The following is a 14,085-nucleotide window of genomic DNA, read 5'->3' as shown; positions in this document are numbered from 1 at the left end:
CTTCGTGGCGCCGTGCATGAACGGCATGACGCGCCTTGCGAACGCTCCATCAAGCGCACCGCGCTCGCGACCTCGCGCGCCCCGACTCCCCCCGCCCTCGCCCTGCGTGTGCGCCTGGCGCCCCGCGTCGCACGTGCTTTTGCCGTGCGGGTCGTTTCGTAGGAGCACGCTGCGATGCAAGCCTGGGTCACCGATCTTCAGCAACTACTCGCGCATGGCGATGCCGCCGTGCTAGTGACGGTCGCACGCGTCGAAGGCTCGGTGCCGCGCGAGGCCGGCACAAAGATGATCGTTACGCGCGAGGCTGCGCGCCACACCATCGGCGGCGGCCACCTGGAATGGAAGGCCATCGAGATCGCGCGCCAGGTGCTGCGCGACGGCATGCGCATGTCGCACGCGCGGCGTCTGGAGCGTCTCTCACTGGGCCCAAGCCTCGGCCAGTGCTGCGGCGGCGCGGTAGTGCTCGCCTTCGAGCGGCTCGATGTGGCCGATCTCGGCTGGCTCGCCACGCTCGGGCGCCGGCTCGCGGCGGGCGCATCGACCGTTCGTAGCGTATCATTCCGCTCCTCGCGGAACGGGGCGACCCAGACCGATAGCGATGTGGGCGCCGTGCTGCTCTCGGAGCCCGAACCGGGCGTCGAGTCCCCCGACTGTCTGCTCTGGGATACCGGGGCGCACACGGGTTCGCATGCAGGCGCAAACACGCACGCCAACGCGGACGAAACCACGCTGCTGCTGACCGAAACGATCGCGCCCAACGACTTTCCGGTCGTGCTGTTCGGCGCGGGCCATGTCGGCGCGGCGCTCGTACGCGTGCTCGGCACGCTACCGTGTCAGGTGCGCTGGGTTGACGCGCGCGACGCGGCGTTTCCCTCGCCGGAAGCGTTCGCGGCGCTCGGTGCGTCCAACGTCGCGATCGACGCCAACGACGCGCCCGACGAAGCGATCGACGCCGCGCCGCCCGGCACCAGTTTCATCGTGATGACGCACGATCATTCGCTCGATCTCGAACTCGCCGAGCGCATCCTGCGCCGTGGCGATTTCGTGTTCTTCGGCATGATCGGCTCACACAGCAAGCGCAAGCAGTTCGAGCACCGGCTCGCCGCGCGCGGCATCGATCCGTTGCAGATCGCGCGCATGAACTGCCCGCTCGGCGTCGATGGCATCGTCGATAAATCGCCCGAGGTGATCGCGATTTCGGCCGCTGCCCAGTTGCTCCAGGCGATCGAGGCCGCAGCGCATGCGCACGCGTCGCCCGTCCAGGCCGCCTTGCCCCATTCCGCGTGATGTCACCCATTGAACGAATTGACCGACCAAATCATGACGATCACGACCACCGCTAACCCGCTCGTCCAGAAGGCCGCCGGCGCACCCAAGTCCGAGCTGCACATTCATATCGAAGGCTCGCTCGAGCCCGAGCTGATCTTCGCGCTCGCCCAGCGCAACAACGTCAAGCTCGCCTACGCGTCGATCGACGCGCTGCGCGCGGCCTACGCGTTCACCGATCTGCAATCCTTCCTCGACATCTATTACGCGGGTGCGAGCGTGCTGCTGCATGAGCAGGACTTCTACGACATGACGATGGCCTACTGCGAGCGCGCGCTCGCGGACAACGTCGTGCACACCGAAATTTTCTTCGATCCGCAGACGCACACCGAACGCGGCGTGTCGATCGACACCGTAGTCGCGGGCATCGACCGCGCGCTCGCCGACGCCGAAAAGCGCGGCCTCACCAGCAAGCTGATCCTCTGCTTCCTGCGCCATCTGAGCGAAGCCGACGCACTCGCCACGTGGGACGCCGCACTGCCGGTGTTCGACCGCTATCCGCGCATGATCGGCGTGGGCCTCGACTCGTCCGAGCGCGGCCATCCGCCCTCCAAGTTCGAGCGCGTGTTCGAGAAGGCGCGCGCCAAGGGTCTCAAGCTCGTCGCGCACGCGGGCGAGGAAGGCCCGCCCGCCTACATCTACGAAGCGCTCGATCTGCTCAAGGTCGATCGCGTCGATCACGGCGTGCGCAGCATCGAGGACCCGGCGCTCGTCACGCGTCTGGCGGACTCGCGCGTCGCGCTCACCGTTTGCCCGCTCTCGAACACCAAACTCTGCGTGTTCGACGACATGACCCAGCACACGCTCAAGGCGCTGCTCGACAAGGGCGTCGCGGTGACCATCAATTCCGACGATCCCGCTTACTTTGGCGGCTACGTGAACGAGAACTACACCGCGATCATCGAAGCGCTGAAGCTCGACGATCAAGAGGTGTACACGATCCTGCGCAACGGTTTCGAGGCGTCGTTCGTGACGCCCGAGGAGCGCGCCGCGCTCGTGGCGAAGCTCGACCAATACTGGGGCCAAAGCGGGAGCGCCGCTGTGGCCTGACCCCCGCGCAGGACGCTTCAGCCCGGGCAATCCCCTCGTCGAGGCCCCGCGCGCAAGCGCCGGGCCGGGGGGCGGCTCGCGCCCATTTTTTGCGCGTCGCGTATTCAGGAGCGGCGCGTGTGCCGCGCGCCACCTCATGAAGCGCGCGCGCATCCTGCGCTTGCTTACCTGAAATTTTTGGAGACGATGTTCCCATGACTCAATCGGCTTTTCGCGCACAACTCCTGACGTTCACCGGCGACCCCGCGCAGTCGACCGACGCGGCCCAGCATCACGAAGACGGCGTCGTGATCGTCGAGAACGGCCGCGTGGCCGCATCCGGCGCATGGTCGGCGCTCAAGGACCGCGTGGGCGAAGGCGCGAGCGTGCACGATCTGCGCGACAAGCTGATCGTACCGGGCTTCATCGACACGCATATCCACTACCCGCAGACCGACATGATCGCGTCGCCCGCGCCGGGCCTGCTGCCGTGGCTCGAGACGTACACGTTCCCGACCGAGCGCGGCTTCGAGAACGAGGCCATCGCGCAGGATACGGCGCGCTTTTTCGTCGACGAACTGCTTGCGAGCGGCACCACCACGGCACTCGTTTATTGCACGGTGCACAAGCAGTCCGCCGATGCGCTCTTTACCGCGAGCGAAGCGAAAAATCTGCGCATGGTCGCGGGCAAGGTGCTGATGGACCGCCACTGCCCCGAGTTCCTGCGCGACACGCCGCAAAGCGGCTACGACGACAGTGCAGAGCTGATCGAGCGCTGGCACAACAAGGGCCGCCAGATGTACGCGCTCACGCCGCGCTTCGCACCGACCTCGACCGAAGCGCAGCTCGAAGCGTGCCAGGCGCTCGCGAAGGCGCACGGCGACATCTTCATCCAGAGCCACGTTGCGGAGAATCTCGACGAGGTGAAGTGGGTCAAGGAACTCTTCCCGCGCCAGCGCAGCTATCTGGACGTCTACGATCATTACGGACTCCTGCGTCGTCGCGCCGTCTATGGCCACTGCATCTGGCTCGACGACGAAGACCGCCGCCGCATGGCCGAAACCGGCTCGGTCGCGGCGCACTGCCCCACCTCGAATCTGTTCCTAGGCAGCGGCCTGTTCGATTTCGACAAGGCCAACGACACGCAGATGCCCGTTGCGCTCGCGACCGATGTGGGCGGCGGCACGTCGTTCTCGATGCTGCAAACCATGAACGAAGCACACAAGGTCGCGCGCATGGGCGGCCATCACCTGACGGCCACGCGCATGTTCTGGCTCGCGACGGCGGGCGCCGCGCAGGCGCTCGATCTCGCCGACAAGATCGGCACGCTCGCGCCGCAAACGGAAGCGGACTTCGTCGTGCTCGACCCGAAGGCGACGCCGCTGCTCGCGCGTCGCACGGCGCGCGCGGAATCGCTCGAAGAGTTGCTGTTCGCGTTCGCCCTGCTCGGCGACGACCGCGCCGTGTTCGAAACCTATGCGGCGGGCGCGCGCGTGCACAGCCGCGCTGACGCACAACGCTGACAAGACCGGCGCGCTTTGCGCGAAATACGACGCCTGAAAGCAAAACGCGCCGGACCTCGAAGGTCCGGCGCGTTTTCTTTTTCCCTGAGCGCTATTTGCCTGTCGCCTATTGCGCGGGCGCCGTTCCCGCCGCCGTAGCGGAGGCCGGCGGCATCGACGCCGCTGGCGCGGTCGGCACGACGGGCGCTTCGTTCGACGCCCCGCCGTTCTTGTCGACCGGCAACTTCACCTGCGTGACGGTGCCGTTTTGCATCGGGAAGTTTGCAAGCGCACTGCGCACCAGATAGGGCATCACGCGCACGAGCGAGGGATCGTCGCCCGAAGCGCGCGCGGAAACGTTATAGAGCTCCTTGCCCGTTGCCTTGTCGGTGATGCGGATGGCCAGCGCGTGCGAGTAGACCGGATACGACTGGTTCACATAGGCCGGACCATACGCGCCCCACGGGCCCCACGGATTGAACGGCCCCCAGTACGGGCCCGGCCACGGGTTGTAGAACACGGGCTGGGCGACCGTCACCGTATCCATGCGGCTGCCATAGGCGAGTCCCACGAGATAGCGCGCCTGCGGCTGCGGCACCTGGTGGAAGGCCTGCACCGCAAGGCCGTCGGCGACCAGGTTCTCATAGGTCGATTGTTCGATGCTGTGCTGCTGGTCGGGGTTGCGCGTGAACGCATAGGTGCGCGTGGCGTCGCTGCCGCCTTCCCACGCGGAGAACGCGGTCACCTGGCTCGTCACATAGGTGGTGCAGCCGGACAGCGTCACGGCTAGCGCGGCCAGCATCAGCAGGGCGCGGCGGGTCCATCGGTCGGGCATCATGGTCTTCTCTTGCAGTCTTGCCAGTGGTTGTGAAAGCGCAGTCGTGGGGACCACTCCTTTCGATACGTCCTGGTACGAATGGTACGTATGGGCCGCGGCGTTTATTCCATCGGGCGCGAATCGCTCAATCTTTGGCTCGCTCTTTGGCTCAATCTTTGCGGCGATTTTTCTGGGCGCGCCGAACGGTTGCGCGAAGTCGCCTGCGAGGCGATCCCGGTAAAGGCTCGCCACGGCGGGCACATGCGACGCAACACGGCAGGCCCGATCATACTGACTCGCGCGCGGGCGCGAAAGTTCGGCGCCCCGACGAGCGCAGACCGCCGCGCATCGGACAAGCCGCCCGAGCCTTTGTACAATGGGACGATAGTGGGACGACAGGCCGCCCTGGGGCGGTCTCCCTGTCCATTTCAATCCGCTCCGACGACCCGACGTTTCCCCGCACGAGACCATGTCCGATACCGCCACGCCTACCGTGATCCGCCGCGAAGACTACGCGCCTCCCGCCTTCCTGATCGATACCGTCGATCTCGAATTCGATCTCGTGCCCGAGCGCACCATCGTCAAGAGCACGCTCGCCGTGCGCCGCAATCCCGACGCAAGGCACTCAGCCGATCTCGAACTGATGGGCGAGCAGCTGGAGTTCATCGGCGCGGCCATCGACGGCCAGCCCTGGGAACAGGTGCGCGCGCACGAACATGGCCTGACGGTCGAAAACGTGCCCGATAGCTTCACGCTCACGCTCACGGGTGCGTGCGATCCGGCGGCCAACACCACGCTCTCGGGCCTCTATGTGTCGAGCGGCAACTTCTTCACGCAGTGCGAAGCCGAGGGCTTTCGCCGCATCACCTGGTTCCTCGACCGCCCGGACGTGATGGCCACCTTCACGGTGACGCTGCGCGCAGACAAGACCTCGTACCCCGTGCTGCTCTCGAACGGCAACCTGATCGCCGAAGGCGATCTGCCCGACGGCCGCCACTTCGCGAAATGGGAAGACCCGTTCCGCAAGCCGAGTTATCTGTTCGCGCTCGTCGCGGGCAAGCTCGTCGCGCTGGAAGAGCGCATCCAGTCCGGTTCGGGCAAGGAAAAGCTCTTGCAGGTCTGGGTCGAACCGCACGATCTCGACAAGACGCGCCACGCGATGGATTCGCTGATCCACTCGATCCGCTGGGACGAGCAGCGCTTCGGGCTCGAACTCGATCTCGACCGCTTCATGATCGTCGCCGTGAGCGACTTCAACATGGGCGCGATGGAGAACAAGGGGCTCAACATCTTCAACACGAAGTACGTGCTGGCGAACCCCGAAACGGCCACCGACGTCGACTTCGCCAATATCGAAGCTGTGGTCGGCCACGAGTACTTCCACAACTGGACCGGCAACCGCGTGACCTGCCGCGACTGGTTCCAGCTGAGCCTGAAGGAAGGCCTCACGGTGTTCCGCGACCAGGAATTCTCGGCGGCGATGTCGGGCGGCGACCAGAACGAAGCCGCCCGCGCGACCAAGCGCATCGAGGACGTGCGCGTGCTGCGCCAGATGCAGTTCGCCGAAGACGCGGGCCCGATGGCGCACCCGGTGCGCCCCGAAAGCTACGTCGAGATCAACAACTTCTACACGATGACCGTCTATGAGAAAGGCGCGGAAGTCGTGCGGATGTATCAGACGCTGTTCGGCCGCGACGGCTTCCGCAAGGGCATGGATCTCTACTTCCAGCGCCACGACGGCCAGGCCGTGACCTGCGACGACTTCCGCCATGCGATGGCCGACGCCAACGGCCGCGACCTCGCGCAATTCGAGCGCTGGTACAGCCAGGCGGGCACGCCGCGCGTGAGCGTCACGACCCGTTACGACGCCGCCACGCAGCGCTACAGCGTGACGCTCGCACAGGGTTACGCCAACGGCTCGCCCGCTGCGCGCGAAACGCAGAACGGGCCGCTGCTGATTCCGTTCGCGATCGGCCTGATCGGCCCGGACGGCCAGGATCTGCCGCTCAAGCTCGAAGGCGAGAGCGCGGCGGGCGCAACCACGCGTGTGCTCGAATTGACGCAGGCCCAGCAGACTTTCACCTTCGTCGATGTCGCGGCAAAGCCCCTGCCCTCGCTGCTGCGCAACTTCTCGGCACCCGTGATCGTCGAGTACGACTACGGCAACGATGAACTCGCGTTCCTGCTCGCGCACGACAGCGATCCGTTCAACCGCTGGGAAGCGGGCCAGCGCCTCGCCACGCGCGAGTTGCTCGCGCAGGCCGCGCGCGCTTCGGCGGGCCAGCCGCTCGAAGCCAACGACGCACTCGTGCAGGCGTTCAGCCGTGTCCTGACCGACACGTCGCTCTCGCCCTCGTTCCGCGAGCTCGCGCTGATGCTGCCGTCGGAAACCTATCTCGCGGAGCAGATGGCGGAATCGGACCCGGCCGCCGTCCACACGGCGCGCCAGTTCGTGCGCAAGCGTCTGGCCACGGCGCTCAAGGCCGAATGGATCGCCGCCTACCAGGCCAATCTCACGCCAGGCGCCTATGAGCCGACGCCGGAAGCCGCGGGACGCCGTGGGCTGAAGAATCTCGCGCTCTCGTACCTCTCCGAGCTCGACGATCCGGCCGATGCCGTGCGCCTTGCCACGGCGCAGTACGACGCCGCCAACAACATGACCGATCGTGCAGCGGCACTCGCGGCGCTGATGAATGCATCGGCGGCCACGGGCGGCGCCTTCGCGAAGCAGGCGCTCGAAGACTTCTACGTGCGCTTTGAAAAAGAGCCGCTCGTGATCGACAAATGGTTCTCGCTGCAAGCGACCCAGCGCGGCACGGCTCAGCGCCCGGTGATCGAAACGGTGCGCGCGCTGATGCGCCATTCGGCCTTCAATCTGAAGAATCCGAACCGCGCGCGCTCGCTGATCTTCAGCTTTTGCGCGGCGAACCCGGCGCAGTTCCACGCGGCCGACGGCTCGGGCTACGCATTCTGGGCCGAACAGGTGATCGCGCTCGACGCCATCAACCCGCAGGTGGCGGCGCGCCTCGCGCGTAATCTCGAACTGTGGCGCCGCTTCACGCCCGCGCTGCGCGACGCGATGCGCGCCGCGCTCGAGCAGGTCGCCGCGCGCGCGAAGTCGCGCGATGTGCGCGAGATCGTGGAGAAAGCACTGGCGTAACCTCCTGAGCACGCCGCACGCGCGTTCGCGCGCGTGCAACGGGCCGGCCACGGGAACCAGCAGGTTCGTCGATGGCCGGCTTTTTTTCGTGCATTTTTTCGCCAATTTTTCGTGATTATTTTCACGGCCTCGATGCCTGCGCGCGCCGCCAGGGCGGGCATTGGCGGCATTTTTGCATCGACGCGCACCGGACGGTCACACCCTAGCGGGTAGAATTGCGCTATTCCTCAAGCTCCCCGGAGTACTGCAATGGCATTGCAACGTCGCACCACCCTCACGAAGTATCTGATCGAGCAGCAACGCGAGCACAAGAACCTGCCCGCCGACCTGCGCCTTTTGATCGAAGTCGTCGCGCGCGCGTGCAAGGCGATCAGCTTCAACGTCAGCAAGGGCGCGCTTGGCGACGCGCTCGGCACCGCCGGCAGCGAGAACGTCCAGGGCGAAGTGCAGAAGAACCTCGACATCCTGTCGAACGAAATCCTGCTCGACGCCAACGAATGGGGCGGCAACCTCGCGGCGATGGCCTCCGAGGAAATGGAAACCTTCTTCCCGATCCCGGCGAATTATCCGAAGGGCGAATACCTGCTCGTGTTCGATCCGCTCGACGGCTCGTCGAACATCGACGTGAACGTGTCGATCGGCACGATCTTCTCGGTACTGCGTTGCCCGGACGGCGAGCAAGCCACCGAGGAATCGTTCCTGCAACCGGGCACGCAACAGGTCGCAGCCGGCTACGCGGTCTACGGCCCGCAAACGGTGCTCGTGCTCACGACCGGCAACGGCGTGAACTGCTTCACGCTCGACCGCGAACTCGGTTCGTGGGTGCTCACGCAGAGCAACATGCGCATTCCGGAAGACACGCGCGAATACGCGATCAACGCTTCGAACGCACGCCACTGGCATGAGCCGGTGCAGAAGTACATCGGCGAGCTCAATGAAGGTAAGGACGGCCCGCGCGGCGAGAACTTCAACATGCGCTGGATCGCCTCGATGGTCGCCGACGTGCACCGTATCCTGAACCGCGGCGGCATCTTCATGTACCCGGCCGACAAGCGCGACCCGTCGAAGCCGGGCAAGCTGCGTCTGATGTACGAAGCCAATCCGATGTCGCTCATCGTCGAACAGGCGGGCGGCGTGGCAACCAACGGCGAATCGCGCATCCTCGACATTCAGCCGACGAGCCTGCATGAGCGCGTCGCGGTGTTTCTCGGCTCGAAGAACGAGGTCGAGCGCGTCACGCGTTACCACCACGAAGCCAAAAAATAAAAAGATGAAGAAAGTGCTTGCATTGTTCGAGGCACTTTCCTATAATCTTCCTTCTCTGATGTGACGCCGGAATAGCTCAGACGGTAGAGCAGCGCATTCGTAATGCGAAGGTCGGGGGTTCGATTCCTCTTTCCGGCACCACCAAGTTTCAACAAAAAGCCCAGTCTTCGGACTGGGCTTTTTGCTTTGTGCCTGCGGTTTTGCCGCGCTCGCAGCGCGGTTCACGCGAGCGAGCAAATCCTTGTCAGCGTGAAGTCTTCCGGGCAACGGCCTCCAGCAACGCCTCCCCCACCTCATCCAGTACCGGCCCCCACTCGCCCAACTCGCGTTGTCTGAAAAGACGCATCGACGGATACCACGGGCTGTCTGAGCGCGCCGCCATCCAGCGCCAGTCGGTGCAGGCCGGCAGCAGCACCCAGACCGGCACGCCCGCCGCCGCCGCGAGATGCGCAACCGACGTATCCACGGTCACGACCAGATCGAGCGATTGCACGATCGCGAGCGTGTCCTCGAAAGTCTTGATCAGGGGGCCAAGCGGCGTCATGTCGATCTGCGCTGGCAACGCCTCCAGCGCACGCTGCGCATCGCCCTTCTGCAAGGCGAACCAGGCGACTCCCGGTTGTGCGAGCAAGGGGCGCAGCACCTCCAGCGTTGTCGAGCGATAGCGGTCGAATTCATATTGCGGATTGCCGGCCCAAACGAGCCCGGCGCGCAGGCGGCCCGGCTGCACGGGCGCTAACGCATCGAGTTGGACACGCCAGCGCGCGTTCTCCTGCTCGGGCGCACGTAGGTAAGGCATAGCCACAGGAAGATCGCTCAACGTGAGCTTCATGTGCTCGGGCATACGGAACATGCGGCACCAAAAGTCGTAGTCGCCGCGTGGCAAGGTGTCGAAGACCTGACGCACCCCGCTCGCGCAACGCGCCACGCCAACGAGCGCCGGATCGACCCAGACGTCGACCAGCGCGCCCGCCCGATGCAGCCAGGCGGCGCTACGCAGCAATTGAATCTGGTCGCCCAGCCCTTGCTCGCCGAGCAAAAGAAAGCGCTTGCCCGCAACCGGTTCGCCGTGCCATTCGGCAAACGGCGGCCGCGCCAGCGTGCTGTTGACGGGCAACCGCTCGTGCCAGGCGTAGTGCGCCCACCCCGCTTCGAACGCCCCCTCGCGCAACAGAGACACGGCCAGGTTGAACTGGATGGACGCGTCGTCGGGCATCAGGCGCGCCGCCGCTACGGTATGGCGATGCATCGCGGAAAAATCGCCGCGCATATGCGACGCGTAGGTCGCGTTGAGGTGCAACAACCCGAGCGACGAATCGACGGCAATACCCTGCTTCGCCACATCGAGCGCGGTTTCGAAACGATCGAGGCCATTCAACGTATAAGCAAGCTCCTTGAGCGCGTAGGCATCGGCGACGAATTCGGCACGCAATTGCCCGATCAAGGCATCGACCTGCGCTCGATGGCCAAGCCGTGAATGGAGCTTGAGCAAATCGAGTCCGTCGGTGAGCCGCGCGGCGCCAAGCCGCCACGCATGCTCGAGATAGCCGGCGGCATCGTCATCTTGACCCGCTTCAAGACTGAGATCGGCGAGTCGGCGCGCCGCGTGATGCAGATTCGGATCGAGTGCGAGTGCTTTCGTGTAATGCTCGCGCGCCTCATCGCAGCGGCCGGCGAGCTTCAGCACATCGGCAAGATTGCGATGCAAGGTGGGGGTGGCTCCCGCAAGCGTCAGCGCGCGATGGTAGGCCGCTTCCGCTATGACATACTCGCGCCGCGTCGCCGCCATCAGTCCTCGGTGCTCCCAGAGTTCGGCGTGAGCGGGCGCAGCCTGGATCGCACGGTCGAGATAGTCGAGTGCGTCATCCACGCGCCCCGCCCGCAAGCGGACCAGCGCAAGCCGATGCAAGGCGCCCGCATGCTGCGGCTCGCGCGCCAGCAAGTGCTCATAGCAAAGCGTGGCGTCGTCCGCGCGGCCGGCAGCAAGAAGCCGGTTGGCTAGCGCGAGCGTCTCAGGGGCGGATAGCTCGTCGGTCGCGGCTGGCAGCAGCGCGATATCGGGGTGGTTCATCGTCGGCTCGGCTGGGGTGGTAGGACGGAGGTGAATCGGCGCATGGCGTTGAATCGGCCACTCGCGATAATTTGAAGATAACGAAACACCGCTGCGGATCGAATCGGACGGTTCCGAAAAGCCACGCACATGAGAATGCAGTGCGTCGTGATGTGCGACGCGTTCTCATTTTCCTGCCCACTCTCACTTCGCTTCAGTCTCTATAGGAATACTTTCCAACGCTTTTAATCAGCGATTTAGAAAGAAACGCCCGCTTACATACTTTTAATTGTGATAACCGTTCGCCAGTCAACGATTGCGCATAATCATTCGTTCTACAGTCATAGCGAGGTTGCGGTCGTGATCGAACGCCAGTGCGATTGCGGCATAGGAAGGGGCGAATTACTACCGTGTGGCGGTGCGACACCGGCCGCTGCAGGCGGTGCGCGGCGGAAGGACTTTGCGGCAGTGCAGCGCTGCGAGAGACCCGCATACGGCGCACCATGCAAAAAGCCCCCGATCAATACGAGGGCTTTGCGGGAATTACCAGAGCAACCGAATAAGTATATTCCTGCTCGCTTAATAAGTCCGCTCGCTGTGCGAATAAAGCAACACGCGCACCTGAAAAGGACCTTTGCGTTGGGCAGCACTAGCGCGCTTGAAGGGGCGAGTCGGATAATCACCTTACACAGGAGAAAGATCATGGATGCCAAACCGCCAAGGATTCCGACCCCGGACCAAGTTTTTAGCCCGGATCCGGAACCGGTGGCCGTCGAGTTTCTCGGCGACGAATTGCCCGCTCACGTTCGGGCGTTTCTCGACGAGCAACGCAAGTCACACGAACAGAAGTAATGGGGAAGCGCCTGGGCGCTGACGGGGCAAAGCAATCGGCAATCCGGCTCGCGGATTGCCGCGGGAATTTGCGCGCTGTCGATCGCACCATGAAGTAATGGCGCGCGAGTGTGGCTGGGCGCATGGAATTGCGCCGACCGACACTATCGCGTTCAGCGCCTGAACACACCCTGCGGCGCGCATCTGTTTGTCTCCTCCGAACATCCGCCTTATAACCGGCTATCCTTCGGTTTTCTCCTCGTGGCCAGCCGGCCTTGTTCACGCAATGACTTTTCGCTTTCGCGCGCTCGCGTCCTGTGCGGCCGCCCTGCTCTTCGCCTTGCCTGCCGTTTCCGCGCAGGCCGACGGTGACGACACCGCCCTCACCAATCTCGTCGCACTCGTCTCACAGCGCCTCGCTCTCGCCGAACCCGTCGCGCACTGGAAGTGGCTGAACCACAAGCCGATCACCGACACGCCGCGCGAGAACGCGCTGCTCGCCGACGTGCAGAAGCGCGCCACCGGAGCCGGCGTCGACCCGGCGTTCGCGCGCGCCTTCTTCCGCGATCAGATCGACGCGAGCACGCAGGTTCAACAGGCGTTGTTCGCGAGTTGGCGCAATTCGCAAGCGCCCACCGATCCTGCGCCAGATCTCGCGAACGTCACGCGCCCGCAACTCGATCGACTGACAGGACAACTAATTGGCGCGCTCGCTCGCGTGCAGCCGACGCGCACAGCCGATGATTGCCCGGCGCGCGTGGCGCGGGCAGTCGCGAACTGGAAGGAATTGACGCGCTACGATTCCGCGCGCACCGATGCGATGACGCGCGCACTCGGCCATGTCTGCGAGACGGGCGGCGTGGGCGGTACCGCCTGAGCGGCACCAACCAGAGCGCTCAGACGACGCTCGCGGCGCCTTCGGACAGGGACGACTCGAGCGGCATCACTTGCAGGCCGCGCTCGAATCGAGTTTGCAGAATGCGCCACGTGGACAGTTCGAATGGCGCATCGGCTGCAGCCGCCGATGCGGCCAGAGTCCGCGCCTGCGAGGCACTCGCAGCCGCACCGAGGTAGCACCAACGGTCGATCACATGAAAGACGGCCGAGCCACGCGCGGCGTCCTCTTCTTCGACGAGCACGGCACCGCCGAATGGCCAGGGCGCGGACACCGGATCCTGCTTCGAGACACGCTGCGCACGATTGAAGGACGGACGCAACTGCGCGAGCCAGCGCGCCTCGACCAACAGTGCGCCAAGTTCGCCGCCCGTCGCCTGCCATTCAACGCGACGAATCTGTTGCGCCATGCGTTGCTCACGCGACGAACGGCGCTCACCCGACAAATGCGAGCGCACCCGCTGACGCACGCGCACACTACGCCCTACGTAGAGTGGCGCATCGTTTTCCCCGAAGAAAGCATAGACACCGTGGCCCGACGGCGCAGTTTCGATCAGGTCATCGGTGATGTCGCCCGCGAGACGATGCCGGCGCGTGAGCCGCTCGATCTGCGCGACCAGCATCGGTTCGGGCACGAGGTTGGGCAGGCGTTGCCAGAACTGCCAGAGCAGATCGGCATCCGCGAGCGCACGGTGGCGATCGGCGGCCACGAGCGCATGGCGTTCGACGAGCGCATCGAGCCCATGTCGTTTCTCGGCGGGAAAGAGCGCACGCGAAAGACGCACGGTGCACAGCACATCGGGACTGAACGTCAGCCCCACACGCTCGAACTCCGCGCGCAGAAAGCCCCGGTCGAAACTGGCGTTGTGGGCAATGAACAGCTTGCCAGCCAGACGCTCGAATAGCGCGGGCGCAATGTCGGCGAAGGTCGGCGCGCCACGCACCATCGCGTCGCTGATGCCGGTGAGCTGCTGAATGAAGGGTGGGATCGGCTGCTGCGGGTCGACCAGCGTACTCCAGCGCGTGGCCTGCCCGTCGATCACTTCGACGAGACCGACTTCGGTGATGCGGTGCTCGCCCACCGAGCCGCCCGTCGTTTCCAGATCCACAAACACGAGTGGGGCGTCGCCGGACGACGATTCGGCGCTCAAGAGGGTGTCGGACATGGTGAAACAGCAAGACAATGAGAAGAAATCCTCTCAAGTATGCC

General features: G+C 64.9%; 10 protein-coding genes and 1 tRNA gene. 8 read left to right on the top strand and 3 right to left on the bottom strand.

What is annotated here, in order from left to right; translation table 11 throughout:
* Window positions 1-174 precede the first annotated feature (174 nt).
* From xdhC to guaD, 3 genes are all read left to right on the top strand, one after another.
* On the top strand, window positions 175-1,287 hold the full coding sequence (gene xdhC / locus U5782_RS27430; RefSeq protein ID WP_322047031.1) for a xanthine dehydrogenase accessory protein XdhC: 1,113 nt from the start codon (window positions 175-177) through the stop codon (window positions 1,285-1,287).
* 33 nt (window positions 1,288-1,320) lie between these two features.
* Window positions 1,321-2,376, top strand: a complete 1,056-nt coding sequence (locus U5782_RS27425; RefSeq protein ID WP_322047030.1) for an adenosine deaminase — start codon at window positions 1,321-1,323, stop codon at window positions 2,374-2,376.
* 194 nt (window positions 2,377-2,570) lie between these two features.
* Window positions 2,571-3,878, top strand: coding sequence for a guanine deaminase (gene guaD, locus U5782_RS27420; RefSeq protein ID WP_322047029.1), 1,308 nt, complete (start codon window positions 2,571-2,573; stop codon window positions 3,876-3,878).
* Between the two features lie 106 nt (window positions 3,879-3,984).
* Here guaD and U5782_RS27415 read toward each other — a convergent pair whose 3' ends face one another.
* Entirely contained in the window at window positions 3,985-4,695 is a 711-nt protein-coding gene (locus tag U5782_RS27415) for a DUF4136 domain-containing protein (RefSeq protein ID WP_322047028.1), read from the bottom strand.
* 448 nt (window positions 4,696-5,143) lie between these two features.
* On the opposite strand from U5782_RS27415, the gene pepN reads away from it, so the two are divergent.
* The 3 genes from pepN to U5782_RS27400 all read left to right on the top strand — a co-directional run bounded on the left by pepN (window position 5,144) and on the right by U5782_RS27400 (window position 9,241).
* Entirely contained in the window at window positions 5,144-7,834 is a 2,691-nt protein-coding gene (pepN, locus tag U5782_RS27410; protein WP_322047027.1) for an aminopeptidase N, read from the top strand.
* Between the two features lie 249 nt (window positions 7,835-8,083).
* Complete coding sequence (locus U5782_RS27405) at window positions 8,084-9,100, top strand: class 1 fructose-bisphosphatase (protein ID WP_322047026.1); 1,017 nt, start codon at window positions 8,084-8,086, stop codon at window positions 9,098-9,100.
* 65 nt (window positions 9,101-9,165) lie between these two features.
* Window positions 9,166-9,241, top strand: a tRNA-Thr gene (locus tag U5782_RS27400).
* A gap of 103 nt (window positions 9,242-9,344) precedes the next feature.
* On the opposite strand, the gene U5782_RS27395 is transcribed toward U5782_RS27400, so the two are convergent.
* A complete protein-coding gene (locus U5782_RS27395; RefSeq protein WP_322047025.1) occupies window positions 9,345-11,171 on the bottom strand; it encodes a tetratricopeptide repeat protein in 1,827 nt (608 codons plus the stop codon).
* Between the two features lie 681 nt (window positions 11,172-11,852).
* Between U5782_RS27395 and U5782_RS27390 the strand changes: the two genes are divergently transcribed.
* Together U5782_RS27390 and U5782_RS27385 are read left to right on the top strand one after the other, a co-directional pair.
* The gene (locus tag U5782_RS27390) at window positions 11,853-12,002 is read left to right on the top strand and encodes a hypothetical protein (protein WP_176929199.1); all 150 of its coding nucleotides are present in this window, start codon (window positions 11,853-11,855) and stop codon (window positions 12,000-12,002) included.
* A gap of 265 nt (window positions 12,003-12,267) precedes the next feature.
* Window positions 12,268-12,858, top strand: a complete 591-nt coding sequence (locus U5782_RS27385; protein ID WP_322047024.1) for a chorismate mutase — start codon at window positions 12,268-12,270, stop codon at window positions 12,856-12,858.
* Between the two features lie 19 nt (window positions 12,859-12,877).
* On the opposite strand, the gene U5782_RS27380 is transcribed toward U5782_RS27385, so the two are convergent.
* On the bottom strand, window positions 12,878-14,041 hold the full coding sequence (locus tag U5782_RS27380) for an exonuclease domain-containing protein (protein ID WP_322047023.1): 1,164 nt from the start codon (window positions 14,039-14,041) through the stop codon (window positions 12,878-12,880).
* Window positions 14,042-14,085: the final 44 nt, after the last annotated feature.

Source organism: Paraburkholderia sp. J67 (genome assembly GCF_905220265.1).
Classification (GTDB): Bacteria; Pseudomonadota; Gammaproteobacteria; order Burkholderiales; family Burkholderiaceae; genus Paraburkholderia.
This window is presented reverse-complemented; position numbering and strand designations above follow the sequence as displayed.